21 protein-coding genes are annotated in these 22,194 nt (G+C 38.7%); 16 read left to right on the top strand and 5 right to left on the bottom strand.

Translation table 11 applies throughout. The features are described from left to right. A partial coding sequence (locus tag G6N06_RS02055) for a group II intron maturase-specific domain-containing protein (RefSeq protein WP_308469741.1) occupies positions 1–435 on the top strand: 435 nt, incomplete at its 5' end. A gap of 303 nt (positions 436–738) precedes the next feature. On the opposite strand, the gene G6N06_RS02050 is transcribed toward G6N06_RS02055, so the two are convergent. After that, positions 739–1,878 (bottom strand): IS91 family transposase, encoded by a 1,140-nt coding sequence (locus G6N06_RS02050; RefSeq protein WP_163514372.1) that lies wholly within the window; start codon positions 1,876–1,878, stop codon positions 739–741. Continuing rightward, positions 1,878–2,705, bottom strand: a complete 828-nt coding sequence (locus tag G6N06_RS02045; RefSeq protein WP_240337937.1) for a tyrosine-type recombinase/integrase — start codon at positions 2,703–2,705, stop codon at positions 1,878–1,880. The genes G6N06_RS02050 and G6N06_RS02045 overlap by 1 nt, the downstream gene beginning before the upstream one ends. Positions 2,706–3,085: 380 nt before the next feature. On the opposite strand from G6N06_RS02045, the gene G6N06_RS02040 reads away from it, so the two are divergent. From G6N06_RS02040 to G6N06_RS01995, 10 genes are all read left to right on the top strand, one after another. After that, the gene (locus G6N06_RS02040; RefSeq protein ID WP_240337936.1) at positions 3,086–4,258 is read left to right on the top strand and encodes an IS110 family RNA-guided transposase; all 1,173 of its coding nucleotides are present in this window, start codon (positions 3,086–3,088) and stop codon (positions 4,256–4,258) included. Positions 4,259–4,470: 212 nt separating this feature from the next. Next, on the top strand, positions 4,471–5,133 hold the full coding sequence (locus G6N06_RS02035) for a TlpA family protein disulfide reductase (RefSeq protein WP_240337935.1): 663 nt from the start codon (positions 4,471–4,473) through the stop codon (positions 5,131–5,133). Between the two features lie 856 nt (positions 5,134–5,989). After that, positions 5,990–6,163: a hypothetical protein gene (locus G6N06_RS02030; protein WP_163514371.1), complete on the top strand. Its 174-nt coding sequence runs from the start codon at positions 5,990–5,992 to the stop codon at positions 6,161–6,163. Positions 6,164–6,423: 260 nt separating this feature from the next. Beyond that, a complete protein-coding gene (locus G6N06_RS02025; protein WP_163514370.1) occupies positions 6,424–8,328 on the top strand; it encodes an ATP-binding protein in 1,905 nt (634 codons plus the stop codon). 5 nt (positions 8,329–8,333) lie between these two features. Further along, the gene (locus tag G6N06_RS02020) at positions 8,334–9,002 is read left to right on the top strand and encodes a response regulator (protein ID WP_163514369.1); all 669 of its coding nucleotides are present in this window, start codon (positions 8,334–8,336) and stop codon (positions 9,000–9,002) included. Between the two features lie 737 nt (positions 9,003–9,739). Further along, positions 9,740–10,102 carry a BlaI/MecI/CopY family transcriptional regulator gene (locus tag G6N06_RS02015; RefSeq protein ID WP_163514368.1) on the top strand — a complete coding sequence of 121 codons (363 nt, stop codon included), beginning with the start codon at positions 9,740–9,742 and terminating at the stop codon, positions 10,100–10,102. A gap of 2 nt (positions 10,103–10,104) precedes the next feature. Then, positions 10,105–12,420, top strand: a complete 2,316-nt coding sequence (locus G6N06_RS02010; RefSeq protein ID WP_163514367.1) for a M56 family metallopeptidase — start codon at positions 10,105–10,107, stop codon at positions 12,418–12,420. A 13-nt stretch (positions 12,421–12,433) separates the two neighbouring features. After that, the gene (locus G6N06_RS02005; RefSeq protein WP_163514366.1) at positions 12,434–12,988 is read left to right on the top strand and encodes a hypothetical protein; all 555 of its coding nucleotides are present in this window, start codon (positions 12,434–12,436) and stop codon (positions 12,986–12,988) included. 7 nt (positions 12,989–12,995) lie between these two features. Beyond that, positions 12,996–14,132, top strand: coding sequence for a tetratricopeptide repeat protein (locus G6N06_RS02000; RefSeq protein WP_163514365.1), 1,137 nt, complete (start codon positions 12,996–12,998; stop codon positions 14,130–14,132). A 310-nt stretch (positions 14,133–14,442) separates the two neighbouring features. Further along, positions 14,443–14,916: a hypothetical protein gene (locus G6N06_RS01995; RefSeq protein ID WP_163514364.1), complete on the top strand. Its 474-nt coding sequence runs from the start codon at positions 14,443–14,445 to the stop codon at positions 14,914–14,916. Here G6N06_RS01995 and G6N06_RS01990 read toward each other — a convergent pair. From G6N06_RS01990 to G6N06_RS01980, 3 genes are read right to left on the bottom strand one after another with little or no spacing between them, the layout of a single operon-like run. Then, a complete protein-coding gene (locus G6N06_RS01990; protein WP_163514363.1) occupies positions 14,913–15,791 on the bottom strand; it encodes an outer membrane beta-barrel protein in 879 nt (292 codons plus the stop codon). The genes G6N06_RS01995 and G6N06_RS01990 overlap by 4 nt on opposite strands. Before the next feature lie 50 nt (positions 15,792–15,841). Continuing rightward, on the bottom strand, positions 15,842–16,975 hold the full coding sequence (locus G6N06_RS01985) for a glycosyltransferase family 2 protein (protein WP_163514362.1): 1,134 nt from the start codon (positions 16,973–16,975) through the stop codon (positions 15,842–15,844). Next, entirely contained in the window at positions 16,972–17,904 is a 933-nt protein-coding gene (locus G6N06_RS01980) for a lysylphosphatidylglycerol synthase domain-containing protein (protein WP_240337934.1), read from the bottom strand. Before G6N06_RS01980 ends, G6N06_RS01985 begins: the two co-directional genes overlap by 4 nt. A gap of 117 nt (positions 17,905–18,021) precedes the next feature. Between G6N06_RS01980 and G6N06_RS01975 the strand changes: the two genes are divergently transcribed. The 5 genes from G6N06_RS01975 to G6N06_RS01955 all read left to right on the top strand — a co-directional run bounded on the left by G6N06_RS01975 (position 18,022) and on the right by G6N06_RS01955 (position 22,194). Continuing rightward, the gene (locus G6N06_RS01975) at positions 18,022–18,609 is read left to right on the top strand and encodes a cell envelope biogenesis protein OmpA (protein WP_163514360.1); all 588 of its coding nucleotides are present in this window, start codon (positions 18,022–18,024) and stop codon (positions 18,607–18,609) included. Further along, a complete protein-coding gene (ruvC, locus tag G6N06_RS01970) occupies positions 18,610–19,212 on the top strand; it encodes a crossover junction endodeoxyribonuclease RuvC (protein ID WP_240337933.1) in 603 nt (200 codons plus the stop codon). Positions 19,213–19,473: 261 nt separating this feature from the next. After that, the gene (gene hemW / locus G6N06_RS01965) at positions 19,474–20,640 is read left to right on the top strand and encodes a radical SAM family heme chaperone HemW (RefSeq protein ID WP_163514359.1); all 1,167 of its coding nucleotides are present in this window, start codon (positions 19,474–19,476) and stop codon (positions 20,638–20,640) included. Between the two features lie 90 nt (positions 20,641–20,730). Continuing rightward, positions 20,731–21,348, top strand: a complete 618-nt coding sequence (locus tag G6N06_RS01960) for a hypothetical protein (RefSeq protein WP_163514358.1) — start codon at positions 20,731–20,733, stop codon at positions 21,346–21,348. A gap of 96 nt (positions 21,349–21,444) precedes the next feature. Further along, entirely contained in the window at positions 21,445–22,194 is a 750-nt protein-coding gene (locus tag G6N06_RS01955) for a cyclase family protein (RefSeq protein ID WP_163514401.1), read from the top strand.

Raw genomic sequence — 22,194 nt, 5'->3', positions numbered from 1 at the left:
GGAGAAGGGCGCCTACGGATACACCGAAAGAGTGTAGCCAAAATGAAAGCTAAAATAAAAGAGCTGACATCCCGTAGTAATGGCTGGGGTAATTCCCGAAGAAAAGAAGTCCTTCGCCAGTACATCACTGGTTGGGTGAACTACTCCAAATTGGCAGACATGAAGAATCTGCTTCTTAGAATAGATGAGTGGTACCGAAGACGAATCAGGATGGTGATATGGAAACAATGGAAACGGATACGAACCAGAGTGAAGAATCTTATCAAGCTAGGGGTTGAGAAATCCAAGGCTTGGGCATGGGCAAATACAAGGAAAAGCTATTGGCATACAGCGGATAGTTTTATCCTTAAGACCACAATCACCACGGAAAATCTGAGAAAAGCAGGCTATGTAATGCTGTCAGACCAATATCGAAAGGTTAGTATCAAAACTTAAGGAAGCGCCCAGTACGGATCCGTACGCTGGGTGCTGTGGAAGGTCGGAGCGGGAATTAATCCCGTTCCTCCTATCCGATTTGACGAATCCGGTTGATTTGCCGTCTATGGGTAAAACGTTAAGTTAAGGGAAGGATTTTTGGAGGTTACGCTGGTATTCGTGTGGTCAAGAAGCATAGAAGTCGATTATTTTATAACATTTTCCGTGGCTTTTTAGTGGTTTCAATTTACGATCTGTGGTTTTTATCGTTTAATTTTTAAAGTCAAGACATAGCGCAGCCCGTCCGCATATGCAGAATAATTTTTAGTTGCTCCTATTCAATTTTCTATCTTTTAGCAAAACGCGCCAATTCTCGGGTGGCCCACGGTCATTGAACAACAAAATAGTATGCATTTTCCCTTTTTTACAGACAGGACATCGGCGGTGTAAAAGTGGCTGTATTGTACTGACAGCTTCTATTTTTACAGTAGCCAGCTCCGCCTGTAGTTTTGGCAACTTCTCCTTTTTCCAGCTGCTGCTCAACATACCATAATGCCGTATCCTGGTAAATCCCTTGGGTAAAATATGCAGGGAAAAACGTCTGATAAATTCTGTACTCGACACCGTTAAATTGACTTTCTTGCCTGCACGACGGTAATCCTTGGCTGTAAAGGTTATACTTCTGTTTTTACGATCGACATCCGTAATCCGATGGTTGCTGATCGCTATTTTATGGGTATATCTGCCCAGGTATTCAATGACATATTTTGGACTTCTAAAAGGTTGTTTGGCATAGACCACCCACTTTTTACGGAACACTTCATTGTAAATTTTCTGAGGGATCTTTAAGCCACTCCTTCTAAGCTCTGCGATATATTTTGCCCTGAACACTTGGCTCATTGATTTTACATTGAACAAGTAGTTGCCTTTGTTCTTTACAGTTTTCCATTGTCCCGATTGGCTCTGACCACCGCCTGGCACAATGCAGTGCAGGTGTGGGTGCAGACTCATGTTCTGGCCCCAGGTATGCAGCACCGCAATCATCCCCATCCTGCCACCGAGATGCTTGGGATTGTCACCAAATTGCTGCAGGGTCTGCCAGGCAGCCCTGAACAGACTGCCGTACAGGATTTTGCCGTGGCTCAGGGCATAGCTGTTAAACTCGCTTGGAAGTGTAAACACGACATGAAAGTAGGGGACGTCCAATAGCTCGTTCTCCCGTGCCCTGATCCACTCTTCTCGCTTGTGTCCCTGACAGGTTGGGCAATGCCTGTTCCTGCAACTGTTGTAACTGATGTGGAGCCCGTGGCAACAATCGCATTTATCAATATGCCCGCCCATGGCCTTGGTCCGGCACATCTTTATGGCCTGCAGGGCACGGTAATGCCAGGAGGTCAGGCTCAAGTTTTTGAGCTGTAGCTGTTCCATTTCTAAAATGTCAGCGACCGTATGTTTGGGGCGCATTACCCGTAGAGCTTATCCAGTGGGGAAAACTTGGAACCACTGGGCAGATTGGCCACATGCAGATAGGTCAGGGTCATCTCGATATGCGCATGGCCCAAAAGTTCCTTTAGGCTGACAATATCAACCCCATATTCCAACAAATGGGTGGCAAAGGTGTGCCGCAAGGTGTGGGCCGTAATCTTTTTGGAACTACCGATTTTACTGCGGTTTTCCTTGATCACCCAACGGATGCCATTGGTGGTCAGCCCACGCGACTCCCCGTCTTTGGTGACCTGACTGTTGAAAAGATAACACTGCGGATTTTCCGTGTTGATATACGTCTTTAGTCCTCTGACCAAATATGCGCTCAAGGGAACATAACGGTCGATCTTACCTTTTTTCTTGGGAACAAAGACCGTTCTTCGATCAAAGTCGATGTCTGCCAACTTGAGGTTGCACAGTTCGTAGCTGCGAAGGCCACAGCCATAGAGCATCCCAATAATCAAACGGTGCTTAAGATACTTCGGCGCTTTTAAAAGACGCTTCATTTCTTCCTGGCTTAGAACAATCGGCAGTTTCAAGTCCCGTTTGATCTGGGGCAAAGCCACGCGCTTGGCCTCCATGCCCATGACTTTGTAGGCGGCCCTGAGCCCAAAAATGGTGTGCTTGAAGAAACTTTCGGAAGGGGTTTTGTGGAGTTTTTGGCAATGGTACAGATACGCCTCAATATTTTCCACCGAGAGCGTTTCCGGGCTTTGTTTGTAGTGCAAAGCGAGGTGGGCCAGGCACCGGAGATAATTGTTCAGGGTGCTTTTGGCCTTGCCATTGATGGAAAAGCTCTGCTCCAATCTGTTCTGGAGTGTGCGGAAGCCTGCTACTTCCTCAAAAGCGCGCTGGGCAATGGTTCTACTTTTTTTTAAACATGATATTAGATTTAAAATTTAGCTACAAATTAATAAATCTATTACATTTACGGTAGGGACATCCAATCTGAACTGTTCAGGCGGGCTTCCGACCGGTAGGGAGGATTCGTTCAACAATGGCTATACGTAATGCGGGCGAAAGTGCTGATATGAAAGTAATTACATTAAATAAACCAACTGCTAAACGGAAAGTGAAGTGGCGGTGCCGATATCTCGGCAACCCCGTTCAGAATATTTTTTTGCCAAAAGCACATCTTCTCAGAGCTTTTTAAATTCAAGGTGAAATTGAACAAGAATCTATTGCAATGGAAGTCATAAATCCGCAGGCCGCGGGTATTGACATTGGAAGCCGCTCGCACTGGGTGGCCGTCGGACAGACCGAACAGGATGTTCGGGAATTTGGGGTCTATAATCAAGACCTTTTCGGGATGGCAGATTGGCTGAAGGAAAGAAATATAAAAACCGTAGCCATGGAGAGCACAGGAACCTATTGGCAAAACCTGTTCGCTGTACTTATTTCTAGGGGTTTTCACGTGATACTCTGTAATGGCAAATTCACAAAGAACATCAAAGGGAAAAAAAGTGACGTAATGGACTGTCAGTGGATCCAAAAACTGCACACTTTAGGGTTGCTTTCCAGTAGCTTTTTACCCGATGAGCAGACAGAACAACTGTGTACCTACTGCCGGCATCGCTCAAACCTGATTCATTCAGCAGCTTCTACATCAAAGAAAATGCAGAAATATCTGCGGTTGATCAATCTCAGACTGGATGTGGTGGTTAAAGATATTTGCGGTTTAACAGGATTATTGATTATAAGAGCTATATGCGATGGAGAAAGCGATCCCCTAAAGCTGGCTGCACTTAGGCATGGCAACTGCAGAAAAAGCGAAGAAGAGATCGCTTTGGCATTACAGTCCAATGACAGGAAAGACTATCTGTTTGCCCTCCAACAAGAATTGGAGACCTACGACCATCTTCAACAGAAAATCGAACAGTGTGATGTGGAAATCGAAAAAAAACTTGCTCAGATAATAGATTCAGACCAGGACAAAAGAGAGCACTTTATTGATCCCAAACCCCACAAAAGAATAAATAAAAACACACCCAAGAACATAGATCTAAACCTGAAGTCCTATCAAATGTTCGAAGGCACAGACTTTCTGGCCATAGAGGGAATGAGCTATTCCACCGTATTGGCACTAATGGGTGAAGTAGGCTTTGACGGCATAAAAAGGTTCAAAACAGCAAAGCACTTTGCCAGTTGGCTCAGGCTCGCGCCAAACAATAAAGTTAGTGGCGGAAAAGTACTCTCCAGCAAAATCCCAAAAGGAAGCAACAGATTAAAGATTGCACTTAGAAATGCAGCCAATGCCATTGGGAATTTAAAAGAATCTACACCTTTAAGGGATTTCTTTCAAAGAATAAATTTTCGAAAAGTCAGAGTATCGGCAGTAAGTGCAACGGCAAGAAATTAGCAGTAATTATCTGGAACATGACCGTCAAAGGTGTGCCCTATCTAAATCCTGAAGGCTATCTATATTTACATCAGAAAAGAAAACTGGGATTGGTTAAGAGAATCAAAAAACAAATCGATAAATTCGGGCTGACAAATGAAGAACTAGGCCTAAATTTGGATCCAAATTAAAGCCTTCTTTTTATAACGTTAGTCAGAATTAGAAATCAAGGATTGATTCACACCCATCATATCGAATTAGCCATAAAATATTTAACAGGCGAACAGCTTGAGTATTATTATGCTGCATACCTAAACATGGAGGCGATCAACAAAAATTATGAAAAGGAGTTGGTGACCCTATTCGAGCAATTTAAAAAAGCTTATCCACATAGTGAATACACACATTTTATCGAGTCAGAAATTATCCCTATCATCACTTTTCACAGGAAACAGGATGAATCCTTCAGTGAAAATACTCATATTGTAGACGATGCCGAAAATATAAATTCTCTCAGGGAAGCCGTGAGAAAAATAAATTCCAAACGAGTGTATGTGGATATCTGGGCCACGTGGTGCAGTCCGTGCAAACGGGAATTCCACTTTAATAATAAGCTATACGACTTATTGAAAAGAGAAAATACTACCATGCTATATATATCCATAGACGAAGATGACAAAGCCGAGAAATGGATGGAGATGATGAAGTACTACGAATTGGGAGGGTATCATATAAGAGCCAACGACAGCCTCATGGCTGACTTAAGACGCCTAAGAGGCACCGATTCCTTTGGTATTCCTTGGCATATTTTGACTGATGGCAATGGGAGCATAATTAAAAAATATGTGAGTGGTCCTTCTGACATTGGAACATTGGAACGACAATTAAATAAATGATTGGATGTGTTAATACCGATTCCATGAAAATAATGGCATGATGTTTTGGATATAAATATGATGGAGTTTCTACAGAAGTGAATTATAACATCATATGAAACGTTGATATCCATGTATGAATATTTGTTCATATAATATATGGTTATTTGAATCTATTTAGTATTTTTGCACCAGACGAAACAAATTGGACCATACCCCACGGGAAAAAGGTCACAGATCGTCAACATAGACAAAGAGATTTTACAAGAGTGCTGATATAGGCTGGGATAATCGAACCAAGTTCGAGTCCCGTCCAGACCGCATAATGCTAAGAAGCTCTAAAGGAATTTAGGGCTTTTTTTAGCGAAATTCCCATCGTCATGGGATAAGAAGATGTTGTGTTGTTTCCGTACTCCGATAGCTATCGGGACGGAACGTAGTGATACCAGAGCAATTTGGTATTCCGATGAGAAGCTTTCCTTTTCTGTTTTAACAGAATCGGGATGCTTTTTTGTTTTGGGGAGATTTCTTGATTTCAACAACTTCCGTTAGCCCTTTCCTGAGGTTTAAGGATGAATTGGCAAGATATCATGCATTTCATCGGATTTTTTTGACTTTTATCCCTTAATAATTTTGTTGATAACTTTTTTATAATATCTTTGATGCTCTTAAGTAAGCCCTAACCAACTTATTTCAAGACTATCTTAATCCATTTTTTTACAAGGTGTTATTGCATGTCCTTACTTCCCTCGACATGAAATTGCAATACTTGAGCACTTGTGCTCAGAAGTTAATAATCCATTCCTCCCTCGAATGGCATTTTTATGCCCAATTATTAATTAACTAAAATAGTATATAATCCCTAAATTGTAATTAAATGAAAACTTTAAAAATTACTTTATTATTAGCATTATTCTTAACAGTTTCTAGCCAAACTGAAAAAGCCCCTTCTCAAACTAAAACGGAATCAAATAAGTACGAGCAGTCAAAAACGCAATTTGACTTGCTTGCACATTCAAGAAATGGGATACGCATTCCAACCCAGGGATAGATTGAATGTATTTCTAAAAAGTATAAGCTCTTATTTTAATTAATAAGAGCTTTTGGCGTTGGTATAAATTAAACGGTAGAGATTGAATAAATTATTATAAATTTGGAAGCATTCAAAAAAAATATTCCAACGTGTTCAGGTTAAATTTTCTAATTGCTCTTTTATTTTTTTTCGGATCATGGGTTTATTCCCAAAAAAAGTTGGAGTCGCCCGAATATGATAGTATCTTAAAATTTCAAACCCTTAGCAAAAGCAATGAGTTGTCTCTAGATGAACAATTTGCCTATGCAAAAAAAGCAGTGGAATATGCCAATGCTTTGAAGGTGGATTCTGTTACCATTAAGGCCAACCATAATTATTCTTTGCTCTGCATCTATACCGGTGATTTCGATGAGTTTAAAAGAATTAACTTCAAAACACTAAAGCTTTCAAAATCAATTCAGGATTCTTTGGCCATGGCTATAGCCAGCCATAATTTGGGTTGGTACCATCATCAAAATAGGTTTCAAAATGACAGTGCTTATTATTATTATTCTAAAGCTTATAAGATTTCTGAACAATTAGAACTTACGTCACGTCAGGTAGACATATTAATAAACATTTCTGAAATCCAAGGAGTAGAAAAGGATTATATAGGAAGTGAAGAAAGCGCAATCAAAGCCATAAAATTGGCTGGACATCTTCCTATGGACGAGTATATGAAGGAAAGTCTATGGCTCCTCTATACCAGGCTCGGTACAGGAGCAAGAATCATTAAGATTTTTGATAGAGCGCTCGAGTATCATGAGAAAGCTTTGTTGATTGCCAAAAGCATGAAGGAGGGCATCATATTGCAGCTGTCCTCAGAAAATAATATGGGGCATGTCTATAAGGAAATGGGCGATTATAAAAAAGCATTGACTCTTTATGAAGGCATTTTAGATCATAAAGAACTGTTTGATTTAGAGCCTGAGTTTTATGCCTTGGTTTTGGACAATGTGGCCTACGCAAGGTTCTTGAATGGGAACGACAATTATGAACTCTTGGAACAGATGTTTGAAAGAGCATATTTTATTTCTGACAGTCTCAACGATCCTTTGAATAAGCTCAATGTGACTATTGATCTTTCAAACTTTTACAAAGCTCGTGGCCTGCAAGAAAAAGCATTAAAATATGCCGAAGAATCGTACCAATTGGCCAATGACATTTCGTCTAACGACATCCTTTTAGAATCGATGATCCTGCTCTCTGAATTAAATCCTGGAGAGGAGGGAAAAGTCTATTTAAAAGAGCATATAAAATTAAGTGATAGTCTTTTGGCTTATGAACGGGGCATCAGAAATAAGTTTGCCCGCATTGAGTTTGAAACGGATCAAATAGAGTTGGAAAATCAACGGATTGCCGCTGCGAAAATGTGGTGGACCATTAGTTCCATTGTGTTGTTGGTGGCCTCCATCTTGGTGTATATTATTTTTACCCAGCGCAACAAAAACAAAGCCTTAAAATTCAAACAAGATCAGCAGGCCGCCAACGAAGAAATCTACAATTTAATGCTGTCACAACAAGACAAGGTTGATAATGCGAGAGCTGAGGAAAAGAAACGAATTTCGCAAGAATTGCATGACGGTGTTTTAGGACGTCTTTTTGGCACACGGTTAAGCTTGGACAGTTATAATTTCATGGAAGGCAAAGAAGCGGTTCAGGTAAGATCAAAATACATTTCTGAATTGCAGACCATTGAAAATGATATTCGGAAGATTTCTCACGATCTGAGCATAGATTTTGTGGCAGGTTCAGGGTTTATGGATATTTTAAAAGAGTTGATTGAGAAACAATGTGAAGCGTATCGACTGGATTATGAATTTAATTATACCGATGATATCAACTGGGATGTGGTTCCTAATAAAACCAAAATCAATGTTTACCGAATGGTGCAGGAATCGCTTCAAAACATCTATAAGCACGCTAATGCAAAGACGGTTAAAATTAGCTTTCAATTAAAAAAATCTGTAGTTTGCTTTCTCATTGTTGATGACGGTATTGGCTTTGATCCGAATAAGAGCAAAAAAGGCATCGGTTTAAAAAACATCAATGCCAGAGTTAAGGAACTTAATGGAACAGTAGCATTCCGCTCAAAAGTTAATCAAGGCACAACCATAAAAGTGAAAATCCCCTATACACCCTAAAACCAATGCAACACATTCATATATTAATGGTAGATGACCATCCTATCATAATCGAAGGCTACCAGAATACCTTGATGGCATCCAAGAAAGACAATCAAATTTTACGAATAGATACGGCGAATGACTGTGACACCGCCTATCAATTATTGCAGCGAGCTGCCAATGAAAAGCCATATGATATTTGCTTTTTTGATATTAGCCTGCCCAGTTCTGCCGATGGCAAATTGACTTCCGGTGAGGATCTTGCAAAAATGACCCGTGATATCATGCCCAATGCCAAAATTGTTATCTTAACAATGTTCAACGAATCTTACAGGGTGCATAGTATAATCAAACAAATCAACCCTGACGGATTTTTGATCAAGAGTGATATGACCTCTAGTGAATTGGCTGAGGCTTTTCAGCATATTTTATCCTCGCCACCATATTATAGTAGCACGGTTAGTAATTTTTTGAAAAAATCGGTTACTACTGATATTTATGTCGATGACATCAATCGGAAAATTCTACATCTTTTGTCACAGGGCATCAGGACCATTTCTTTAAGGGAACATATCAATTTATCTATGAGCGCTATTGAAAAGCGCAAAAAGCAACTCAAACTTTTGTTCTCTGTGGAGGACGGAAAGGATGAAACACTCATTGAAAATGCAAGAAAAAAGGGTTTTATATAATTAAAAGTGTTAAAACTTCTGTTTTTGTTGACTTTTGAAAACACTCTAAACCCTTGCTACGCTTGAATACTACGGTTTTTCCGCATCAAGTTTACGGTTTTTCCGTAATAAAATGTCAGATCGGTTTTCTATATTTGAATGTCAACAATAATTAATTAATCCCTCTAAGTAATTTGTTGAATTAATAGCAAAAAAAGTAAAAACCTAATAGTTGACCGTCTGGAAAGCTTTTAGGTTTTTTTAGTGAAACCCCTATCTACCGACAGGCAGGTAAAACGCAAAAGCGAAGCGCATTGGGTTTTGTTGGTTGAACTAATCCCGTTTTCTTGCGGGATGAAACCCACAACCCAAAAACGAAGTACATCCAATTTTTCAACTGCCAAATCTGTAGTTCCTCGTATACAATAACGTGAATTTCCGCTCTTTCATATCTTATTGGTACTCCAAGATATTTATAAATACTTTTCCCACTTCTATATTTATTTTTAAATCTTTTAAACTAAAAGATTAGTTTGAACTGATATTTTAGTTATATTAGCATTGTCAAGTCAGATCCATTTAATTTTTTAACGTCGTGTTAATTTTTATAAAGTATAATATCTGCATCGATTTTAAGGAGCATGAATACGCCATTTAAAATCATAGTCGGTATTAACAGGCTGCAAACTTTTAACCTGATTTATTGACTCAAGATTAAAGTATAACTAAAAACCTTCCTGCTCACGCAGGAAATTATTATGAAACAACTTACCAAAGCCGAAGAAGAGATTATGCAGGTGTTATGGCAACTGCAAAAAGCCAACGTCAAACAAATTATAGAAGAATTGCCTGAACCGAAGCCTGCCTATAATACGGTATCGACCATTGTGCGGATTTTAGAAAGCAAAGGTTTTGTGGATTATGAAAAACAAGGCAAAGGCCATGTGTATTTTCCACTGCTGGCAAAAACGGAATACAGCAACCAAAGTATCAATATGCTGGTGGATAATTATTTTCAAGGCTCGTTTAAAAGTATGGTGTCGTTTTTTGTCAAGAAAAATGATTTGAGCTTAAAGGATATGGAATCCATTTTAAAGGAGATTAACAAAAAAGACGACTAAATATGTTACACTATATTCTACAGACCATTGCGTTTCAAGTGTTCTTTTTGATCATTTACGATGTGTTTTTAAAGAACGAAACTTTTTTTAATTGGAATCGTGCGTATTTGATCGGTACGGCATTCTTGTCGTTTATCCTGCCTTTTTTAAAATTTGAGAGCATTAAAGCCATGGTTCCGGAACCTATGGTCGTGCGACTGCCAGAAGTCATCATTGGAGATGTTTCGCCAACATTTGACAGCCCTGTATTGGTGATGGGATCCCAGCAAATTACAGAGCAAGCGGCAAGTTTTTCATGGACTTACGTTTGGATTGTGGGAATGGTCTTGGCGGCATTAATTTTAGCCTATAAGATCATTATGATTGGCAGAATGCTTTACAAAAATCCGCAACGTTGGCAAGGTGACGCCCTGATTGTGTTTTTATTGAACAGCAGCGCAGCCTTTTCTTTTTTCCACTATATCTTTTTGGGAACTGATCTTTCAGCAGAAAAGAAAGAACATATTCTACAGCACGAAATGGTGCATGTCAAGGAGAAACATAGTTGGGATTTACTGGTCTTCGAGATCTTACGCATCGTGTTTTGGTTCAATCCATTCATCTATATGTATCAAACCCGACTCTCCAATTTGCACGAGTTCATCGCCGATGCAAAAGCCGTAAACTATAAAGGCAAATCGGCCTATTATCAAAGTTTGCTGTCCCAGGTCTTTGAGACCCATCAGGTCTCATTCATCAATCCATTTTTCAAACAATCATTAACCCGCCTGAACGTATTTGGAAAACAATTTACATTCCATAACGGGCAGGTCAAAAAACGAATCCTTATGTTGAGCAAATCAAAATCAAAACAAATCCATCTTATTAAGTACGCCTTATTGGTCCCTATGGTCATGGGTATGTTGATGTACACCTCGTCTTATGCGAGTGAAATAAAAGATCCTTTTCCCGTGTTTGATAATGAAGTTTTGAACCAGGAATTGACTTTTCAGGAGCTTGTGGACAAATATTATAATGAGATTTTAGAATTAGCAAGAAATGGCAATCAATCTAAAATAATCCATGATTATGGGAGCGAAAGTGAAAAGTATATTAAGTCTATGGATGAGGTAGCAAGAAGAAAAGCTTATGATAAATATCATGCAGAATTGTTCGTTGAGCAAGCCAAAAAAGAGGGGACTTACAATGATAGGGAAAAGACCTTTGTTAATAAAGTGCTTAACCAATACAATACATATGAAGCGTATTTGGCGCATCAAAAAACGGATGAAGCTATCTCTAATTGGGAAAGTGGTACAATGGGCGGTGTGTTAAGGTTAGCTGTTAAGGATATGAAAAACTTTACAGTAGCAGAGCAAAAACGTTATGATAAAAAAATGGATATGATTAAAAATGACGACTTTTTCCATACATTAATTATTACCGATGGTAAAATAACTACTTCATTGGATTTTGGTAAAAAAGAAAAGGAAGAGAAAACGGAATCCTTTGAATCTTATGATGTTGAAGTGCCTTACGCCGTAATTGACCAACCACCGTTATTCGATGGTTGTGAAGCAACTGGGTCTAAGGACCATGATAAACGATGCACCTCTGATAATATAGCGCAATTTGTCAATAAAAACTTCAACGTCGATATTGCTACAGAAAAGAACCTTAAAGGAAGACAGCGCATCAACGTCATTTTTAAAATAGGGAAGGATGGAAAGATTAGAGATGTTATGGCAAGAGCGCCACATCCTGCGTTGGAAGCAGAGGCAGTTAGGGTCATTCAATCCATGCCAGATTTCACCCCTGGAAAACAAAGAGGAAATACTGTAACAGTGCCTTATAGCTTGCCTATTTTGTTTCAGGTTAAAGATGATGCGCCAGATACAAATAAGGAGAACACAGATCAGTCTGAACAGGATTATCTTAAAGCCTTGCAATTTAAAGAACAGAACAAAATAGTGGATGAAACGGAAATCCCTTATGCCGTTGTAGATGAAGTGCCAATATTTCCATCTTGTCAAGGTTTAAGTTCGAATAAAGAACGTAAACAGTGTACTTCGGATAAAATCGCCTCCTTCGTCAATAAAAACTTCAATGCCAAACTGGCCAAAGAAGTAGGTTTGACTGGAAGGCAACGCATGACGGTTATATTTAAAATTGGTACTGACGGCACGATTTCAAACATTAGAGCAAGAGCCGCTCGTCCTGAATTGGAAAAGGAGTTAATTCGCGTCATAGAAGCCTTACCAAAAATGCAACCTGGCAAACAAAATGGTGAAGCGGTAATTGTGCCGTATAGCCTTCCGATACTTTTTGAAGTCCAATAAATACACTCTAAATATGTATAAATTTTTTCTACTTATGCTTTTCCCTTTGGGTGTTATTGCCCAACACCCTGGTTATGAAAGTATGTCCGATGAGCAACTTCAATTCACCCTTGAAAAAGAACTCTTGGATATGGAACGTAGAGGCGCCACCCCACCATTGATATTTGAAAAATTTATCGTGGAAACCGATCAATATATGATGTCTCGTGAAGCGTATTACCGATTTGTGGTCCATATGAATTATGTCGCAGATAAAATGTTGGCCATTAAAATGGAAAATGGAAGTGATGCGGCTAGCGATTTTGAAATGGCCAAAAAACTAAAAAAACAAAAGACCTATCAGGACTATGTCAATCAAAGAAAAACTGATAAGGCCAAAGAGCAATGGGAAAATAATACCCAAGATGGCATTTTAAAATTGGTGGTGGATGATTTTGACCAATTCACAGAAGCTGAACAAAAACGTTATGACGGTCTCATTATTTTACTGAATCGCGATCCTTATTTTACCCATCTAAATATTACTGATGGCAAAACCACTAAAAAGATGATGCCCAATACCAATTAACCGCCTCATGATTAAATTTTGTACTTTTTTAATAATTGCGTTGCTCACATGGTCCACACAAGGCCAGGGCACCCTCTTAAAACGCGCGGACAGCCTGTATGCCCATGGCAACTACTCTAAAGCCATTGAGGCTTATAAAACCTATGACCCGCAAGATTTGGTCTATGAAAAGATGGCCAAAGCTTATCTGGCCCTTGGTAACTATGATTTAGCCTTAAAAAACTATGACCTTGCGCTCAATGCTTTTCCTGAGGACGCACTCATTAAATATGATTATGCCAAATTGCTATCCAGAAGCAATAAGCTTAATGATGCTGCGGTGTTGTTGAGTGAATTGGTCTATCTTGATTATAGAAACCCAAATTACCATTACGAATTAGGCCTGGTATTTGAAAAGCAAGGCGATTCCACCGCGATGAACAGATTTCATTCGGCTTATGAGCTCGATCCCACCCACCAAAAAGCCATCGCTAAAATGGCCAGATATTTTTTGGTAAAGCGAAAACATGAGTCATCACTGCACTACATCAATACGGGTTTGGAGAGTTATGCCAACAATGCGGAACTGATCAATTTAAAAGCGCTCAATTATTATTGGAAAGAGGATTATAAAGAAGCTTCACTATGGTTTGAGAAATTATTGGCTCTGGGTGAAAACTCTCAGTTTATCCATGAAAAATTGAGTTTCTGCTATGCTCAACAGGCCTTGTATGAGAAAGCGATTGTCCATGCGAATCAAGCCGTAAATTTCGATCCAAAAAGCGCAACCAATCTTTATATTTTGGGACAGCTGTACGAAACTATTAATGATTATGTATCTGCGGAAAAATGGATTTCTGAGGCTTTGGACATTATGGATCAACCATTAAACGCCGAATACACCAAACTGGCCACGGTCTTAAATCGTCAAGGAAAGTATAAGGAAGCCATTGCGGCCCTTCAATCTGCCATAAAGGAGGATCCACAGGATGAGACCGCACAATTCTTTTTGGTGCGGACAAAGGACGAATACTACGCCGATAAGGATTCCAAGATTAAGGCCTACGAAGTGTTTAAGGAAAAGTTTCCCAAAAGCGTCTATATTCCTTTTGCCAATGGGCGGTTGAAAGAACTTAAGGACGAGAAATTCATGAAATCTGAATAAGTGTCGAGATGCTATATTTTACCGCAATCCCGATATCTAACGGGAGCAAAGGGTAGCGCCGAGTTCGCCATACTTTATTCTATTCGCTTTTTAAAACACGGTGTTCTTTGCGTTACTTGCGTTTTTTAGTTGTGTTCCTTGCGGTTAAGTTTATGCATAAGAACTGTCCCCTAAAACGAAAATGATTTTTTGATCGAGGCCAACCTTGTGTATTAAAACCTACTGGTCGAAATAAATTAAAGAACAGAACAGCTTCGAATGAATTTATTCTCTAAAAAAATTGTACTTTTCAGCTTCAGTACACTATGAAATGAAGCCATTATTACTTGTTTTTTTTATCCTACTGTGCTCTTGTGATTATTTTCAATCCAAAAAGGTGTCCCCCGAACAACTTTTGGAAGAAGAAATACAAGCCATCAACTGGAATGACGTGGATGTGTATCCGACCTTCACTGATTGTGAAGCGGCCACTACCACTCAAGAAAAAAAGGCCTGTTTTGAAAACTACCTTCATGATTTGCTTACGTCGCATTTAGAAAACCAAAAAATTGTGGTGACTGAAGATGTTTCGGATACTGTACTGTTAAAAATTCATATTGATAAGACTGGACGCTTTTCCATCCAAAACATTGATATGGATTCGATAACCAATGCTCAAATTCCACAGCTGGACAGCATTTTGAGGCATAGTTTTGATTCACTTCCTAAAATTTATCCTGCTATTAAACGCAGCCAGCAGGTTGCTACTGAGTTTAGTTTGCCGGTCATTGTCAACATTAACTAATTGACTTTAAATTTGAGTCCGAGGGTAATATCCGAAGAAAAGTTGCCTTGGTTTTTAAAGAATATTGCAAAAATTTGGTTGTAGCTCAGATTGGCATAAATGGCATGACTTAATTTGACGTCAGCACCCAATCCGATAATAAGCGGTAGATCAAATGCTGTTTGGTCAATATATTCTGTGTGGCTAAGGTCATTATCGTCGATATAGGTAACGGTCGCCTTGGTGAAATTCAGCGTTGCAAACTTGGCATCGCCGTACAGACTAAATCTCGGCTTCTGAAAAAACCGATACCGGTACCCTAAGGAAAGCTCTGTCGTTTTATATTTGAATTCATCTTTTTCCGCCACATGTCGCAATTGTAAATAGCCCGAATGCCTATTGTTTACACCGCCAAGCATTTCAATCTCCGCACCAACCACAGTCGAATTTACATTCTGAGGATTGCTTACAAACGGACTATTGGTGATGCCCCCAAAAACCCCTAAGCGGATGTCGGGATTAAAATTGGAGTGCATAGATACATAATCTGGATTGACAAAGCTATTATAGCGGTCTATAAAACGTGCTAAACTTGGCAAGCTCAACTTGACCTTGGAAGCATCTATGCTGTTGTCTGTAAGCTCTTTTAAGGTCGATTTATATTCTTCCTGATAGACATGGTCTGCATTTTTAGTGTTGATCAATTCCACCAATTGATGGTCCTGAGTTTTTATGAAGTAGCGATACTCATCGTCAATAATGGTCCAAAGTAAACCTAAGGGGCCTGTAACTGCAGTTTTTAATTGAACAGATTGACCATCAACAGTATGGGTTTCTTGGGCAATAATCAAAGTGGAGCTGAATAAAAAAACTGCAATAAGAATTGATTTTTTCATAAAACAGGAGTTGGATGATTGTAAATCTACAAAAAGAAATGATAGCGGACTTATTTTTTATAAGTTCTATCTTTCCATCTAAAGTCCTTAAATACAGCTAAAAGCACTACATGAATACCGAAGAGAGGATAGCATAGGGATGATAAAAAGTAATGTTTTAAATGACTTTTCTGATTGAAAAAATGGGCTGCTTTATATATCAATAGAAAATCAACGCCCAATTTTATGATGAACATATATAATAGTGGCTGAGGTTTTACAACACCAGTTAGAAACAGCAATACTAAGCCGACCAAAAGCACATTTTGACTAAAAACGATCAGCCCCACGAGTCTTCCAAAATAATTTTTATAAACACTCGATTTAGCCGCCCATCGTACGCGTTGTTGAATCAAATCGGCCCATGAATTTAATGCTGAAGTGTAAACGATAGCATCTTGGCATTTTAAATAATGCACCTTGCTGGCATTTTGTTCTGTGGCCTTTTCAAGTAAAAACACATCATCCCCACTTGCTATTTCTGAATTGCCTTGAAAGCCGTTCAGTATATTAAAAAGTTCCTTTTTATAAGCCATATTGGCGCCATTGCATAAAAATGGTTGTTTTATGCCGAAGCCGCCAATGGTTGCACCTTGCAAACTCAAGACATCCAAAAGTTGGAAGTTTTGTAAAAATCCTTGGCACTTGGCGTAGGTTATTGGTGCAACAATGAAATCGGGCTGTTGTTTTTGAATGAATTCGTCAAAGCTATCCAACCAATATTTTGGGAGCACACAATCGGCATCTGTCGTTACAATCCAATCGTATTTAGCTTGTGAAATGGCCAAGCTAATGGCATCTTTCTTTGGTGAATGGCTGGTTATTATATTTTCGATCACCCTGAAATCCATTGGAGTACTTTCAGGAATAGTCAAAATTGAATGGATCAGATGAACCGACCTGTCTTCAGAATCGTCATCCACAAAAATAATTTCAAAATAATCCTTCGGATAATTCAAATTTGCAATAGATGCCAAAAGTGCAGGAAGCATTTTTTCCTCATTCCTAAATGGAATGATAAGACTAAAACGTGTAGTTGGTTTCATCTGGCCCAACTCAAAAGTTTTGATACGGTCAAAGCCCAAGCTAAAACCCATGATGAGCATGACGTAAATTAAGGTGATGCCAATGCAGATAAAAATCATGACGTAGTTTTAGGAAATTTAAACTTAAGCACATGGTAACTGCCAATAACGCTTGGAAGTACAAAATTTAAAATCCACATGAAGGTGACAATGGACAACACAATAGACTCTGAAACGCCAATAAGTCCGAATAGATACACCGCAACGCCACCCTTAATAATCACATCAAAAATAAAGATAGAAGGAATAATTGACGATAAAATATACATGCATGCAATGGCAGACATGGCTTCCAAATAGCTCATGTCAATCCCAAATAAGACCAAGAGGTAGTAAAACTGAAAGGTAAAAATCAAATAGCGCAGTAAGGAATACAGAGCTACTTTGAGTATGATTTTGTTAGAAATACGCTTCACAAAACCAAATAGTCTATAAATAGTATTTGCCTGCTTATTTAACCACGTCGTTTTAAAGGTCCAAACCAATAGAAGCCCTATAATTCCAATCCCGGAAAGCCAAATTAGGATGCCGACATAGTTTAATTGGGGCTGATGGTGGTGTGCAAAGTATATCAATCCGACCGTCCCAAAAATAGTGGTAATGCCCATTTGTGTGCAATTTCCGAGTAAGTTCAGAAACATTATTTTTTTGCGATATTGAGGGAGATAATACATTGCCTTTGCACCATAATCACCAATACGGTTTGGAGTGAATAACGAAGCGGTAAGGGCTCCCAAACTTTGTGATTTGGCTTCAACCCATAAAATTTCGGTAACGGTACTTACCAAAGCCTGCCATTTATTGATCTCAAAAAACCAATTAAGGATGCTTAAAAACACTAAAACTACCACAGTATTCGTTGAAAAAGAACTATAATTGATCAGATTTTGGATGAATTCGACAAAACTTAAATCCTTATTTTGAAATAATCTGGAGTATATAAAGTAAAATGCCGCAACAACAAGGCTTATTTTTATTAGTACAAGCAAGAATTGTTTAGTTTTGTAGGAGATCGCGGTTAACATAGACACAAATTAAATGATAATTAGCTTATGGCGCCTTATTTTAAAATACAAAACTTAAGTTGGCTTTTACTTTTAACACTTATGACTAGCTCTTTGAGTATGGCCCAAAAAGATGTTGAAAAGTGGAAACTACAGCTCGCTTTGGGACTTAACAACCCCGTTGATCGTGGAGGAGCAGAGGGCTATTATTCTAAACAGGTCAATTTTCCGACCATTAATTTAGGGGTTCAACATATGTTTTCTAATGATTTGGGAGCGAAACTTGACCTGGGATATAATAGAGCTGCTGCGCATAGCGGATCGTTGCCCTATAAAATGAATTATACCCGCATCAATGTTCAAGCGGTTTATGATTTCAAAGATCTATTAACCTTTTTACCCCCGCCAATTTGGGTTGTGGCCCACGCAGGTCCGGGTGTGAGTATGACCAAGCCTTTGGGTGCCTATGCAAATAACACCTATACGTATGTAAATGTTTTAGGCGGATTGGAAGTGCATTACAGGTTGTCCAGATCCGTATCAATTTTTGTTGATGGAGGCTATGCCTATTCGCTTTCGGGAAGTGATAAATATAATGTGGCGACAGACGGATTTTCTTTTAACGGCGATTTAGCGTATGTTGCTTTCGGGGTATCCATATCGTTGAGCGGATGCCATTATTGTAATTAAATGATAAAGGAAAAAATTATTTTAGGAATCGATCCTGGTACTACGATTATGGGTTTTGGACTTATAAAAGTAGTTGGTAAAAACATGTTGTTTTTACAATTAAACGAACTCGATCTCAAAAAATACGATGACCACTACCTTAAGCTGAAACTTATTTTTGAACGTACCATTGAACTTATTGACACCCATCATCCGGATGAAATAGCTATTGAAGCGCCTTTTTTTGGAAAAAATGTACAAAGTATGTTGAAGTTGGGACGTGCTCAGGGCGTCGCCATGGCAGCAGGATTAAGCAGGGAGATTCCGATCACCGAATATTCTCCCAAAAAAATAAAAATGGCCATCACCGGTAACGGAAATGCAAGCAAAGAACAAGTGGCCAAAATGCTTCAAAGTTTATTGGGATTAAAGACATTACCAAAAAACCTCGACGCCACCGATGGATTGGCCGCAGCGGTTTGTCATTTTTATAATTCAGGTAAGATTGAGATTGGAAAAAGTTATACGGGTTGGACCGCATTTGTAAAACAGAATAGTATCCCAGTTCCAAAGGGAGGTGTACGAAACAATTTGATTGTTGATTTGAGAACCAAGAAAAAGTAGTTGGCAGTTGGCAGTAGGCAGTCATCAGTCATCAGTCATCAGTAGGCAGTCATCAGTCCGCAGTTGACAGTTTGCAGTCCGCAGTTGGCGACCTTCTGTTTTATTCTATTTTAATCCTTTGTGAAACTTCGTGCTCCTTTGTGCAACTTTGTGGAATAGCTTTTTTATTTTCGTAAAACGTTAACCCGCCCGTCCCAAAAACGGTGCGTTCGGGCAGGTCGTAAGTCCTTAATCGTAAATCATCAATCGTAAATCGTTATCATGTCTGGCATCTACATCCACATCCCATTTTGCAAACAGGCCTGTCACTACTGCGACTTCCATTTTTCGACCTCCTTAAAGAAAAAAGATGAATTGGTCAATGCCTTGGCTAAAGAATTGGTGTTGCGAAACGATGAATTCAAAAACCGAATAGTTGAAACCATCTATTTTGGTGGCGGTACCCCAAGTTTATTGTCGATTGATGAGTTAAGATTTTTGATTGATGAAGTTTACAAAAATTATGAGGTTTCTGAAAGTCCAGAAATTACGATTGAAGCCAACCCCGATGATCTTATTAGTGATTCGATCGTATTGAACCCAGCCGAAGTGCGTCCCCTAACAATTTTCCACGATTACAAAACCATCGGTATCAACCGCCTTTCCATCGGCATCCAATCCTTTTTTGAGGAAGACTTAAAACTGATGAATCGCGCACACAATTCAGAAGAAGCAAAAAAATGTTTGGAAGAAGCCACCAAACACTTCGATAATATTTCCATCGACTTAATTTACGGCATTCCCGGTATGAGCAACGAACGCTGGATTCAAAATATCGAGACCGTCTTAGCATTCAACATTCCCCATATTTCAAGTTATGCCTTGACCGTGGAGCCCAAAACCGCATTAGCTAACTTTATTAAAAAAGGCATCATTAAAAATGTGGATGATGATTTGGCGCAAGAGCAATTTCACATCATGATTGAAAAATTGCGAGATGCTGGCTTTATACATTACGAACTTTCCAATTTTGGAAAACCAGAGTATTTCAGCAGAAACAATTCAGCCTATTGGCAAGGCAAACCGTATTTGGGCATTGGACCTTCGGCACATTCTTTTGACGGGAAACATCGTAGTTGGAACGTTAGAAATAATTCAAAATACATCAATTCTTTAGAAAAGAATATACTTCCCATAGAAACAGAAACCCTTTCTACAACTGATAAATACAATGAATATGTGATGACAGGATTGCGAACCATTTGGGGTGTTTCCTTGGAAAAAGTAGAGCAGGAATTCGGAGAAAAATACAAAACCTATCTGCTGGAGCAATCCCAAAAACATATTATTGAACAATTATTGTATCTTGACGATGGCAAATTGCTAGTCACCAAAAAAGGTAAGTTTTTGAGTGATGGCATAGCTTCTGATTTATTTATGTTGAATTAAAGAAAAGATAACTCTCTCAGGAGATAACTCCCTCAGGGTTTCAAACCCTGAGAGAGTTTTGGAGAGAGTTTTGAGAGCGTTTTAAATAATATGGCGTCATTAGATAAAATACAATTCGGTCATTATTACCCTATTTATAATAGGGGAAACAATGGTGATGCTATTTTCTTTGATGAAGAAAATTACAGATATTTTCTTTCACTCTATCTAAAGTATATTTATCCTGTAGCAGATACTTATTGTTGGTGCTTGCTAAAAAACCACTTTCATTTTTTAATCAGGATTAGAGAACTTGATGAAATCAAGATAGAACAATTACATTATTCCACGAACATTAGAATAAACATAGAAAAAGTTAATCCGTCAAAGCAATTTTCACATCTGTTCAATGCTTACACACAAGCTGTAAATAAAAAGTATGACCGAACCGGAAGCGTGTTTGAAAAACCTTTCAAAAGAAAAATAGTATCTTCTCAGGATTATTTCAGAAAATTGATTTTTTATATCCATAATAATCCTGTTCATCACCGATTAGTGGATACAATTTCAGATTATAAAAGGTCTTCTAACCATTCCATCCTATCATCTAAGTCAACTTATATATTAAAAAATGACGTCATTGAGCTGTTTGACGATTTGCCGAATTTTAAAATATATCATTCCAGGAATCAAGATTTTGAAGATATTAACTCTTTAATTTTGGAGTGATTTTTAAGGCCTCTCAGGGGTTCGAACCCAGCCCTCTCAGGGTTTAAAAACCTAAGAGGGCTAAGTGATAAAAAAAATTGAAATACAAGTAAAATGATGAAAACAACCATACAATACCAGTCAAATACTTACGAGATAGATTTATCACAACCACTTGATATTTCAATTCCCCTGCGTGCAACCCAAGACAACGTGAATGCGTGGTATATTGACAACCCAAAAATTGAACCGGTTAAAACACGCGATTGGATTGGAAATGTAAAAGCGGGTGGTGCGGTCAATTTTAACAATATTTATTTCAATCCCCACGCTCATGGGACACATACTGAGTGTATTGGACACATTACGGAGGAATTTCACTCTATCAATAAAAATTTAAAACAGTTTTTCTTTACTGCGGAATTGATTTCTGTCGCTCCGGAAAACTTTATGAAGGACACGGTTATTTCCAAGCAACAAATAGAAATATTATTACAAGATAAAACGCCTGAAGCATTGGTCATTCGTACCCTGCCCAATACGAAAAACAAAAAAAGTCGACATTATTCTGAAACCAATTGGGCCTATTTGACCGAAGAGGCCATGGTATTCATCAAAGAGAAAGGTATCAAGCATTTGTTGATAGATTTGCCAAGTGTGGATCGGGAACACGATGGTGGAAAACTGCTCTCACATAAAGCCTTCTGGGATTTTGATGGCGAGAGAAGGATGGATTGTACCATCACAGAATTCATCTATGTTAAGAACAAAATAGAAGATGGCAGTTATTTACTGAATTTACAAATTGCTCCTTTTGTGAATGATGCCACGCCGAGTAAGCCTGTATTATATAAACTTGTAGATTAA

The sequence above is a fragment of the Gelidibacter japonicus genome (assembly GCF_010725055.1).
Taxonomy (GTDB): domain Bacteria; phylum Bacteroidota; class Bacteroidia; order Flavobacteriales; family Flavobacteriaceae; genus Gelidibacter; species Gelidibacter japonicus.
Note: the sequence above shows the minus strand (reverse complement) of the source record. Positions and strands in the feature narration are given on the sequence as shown.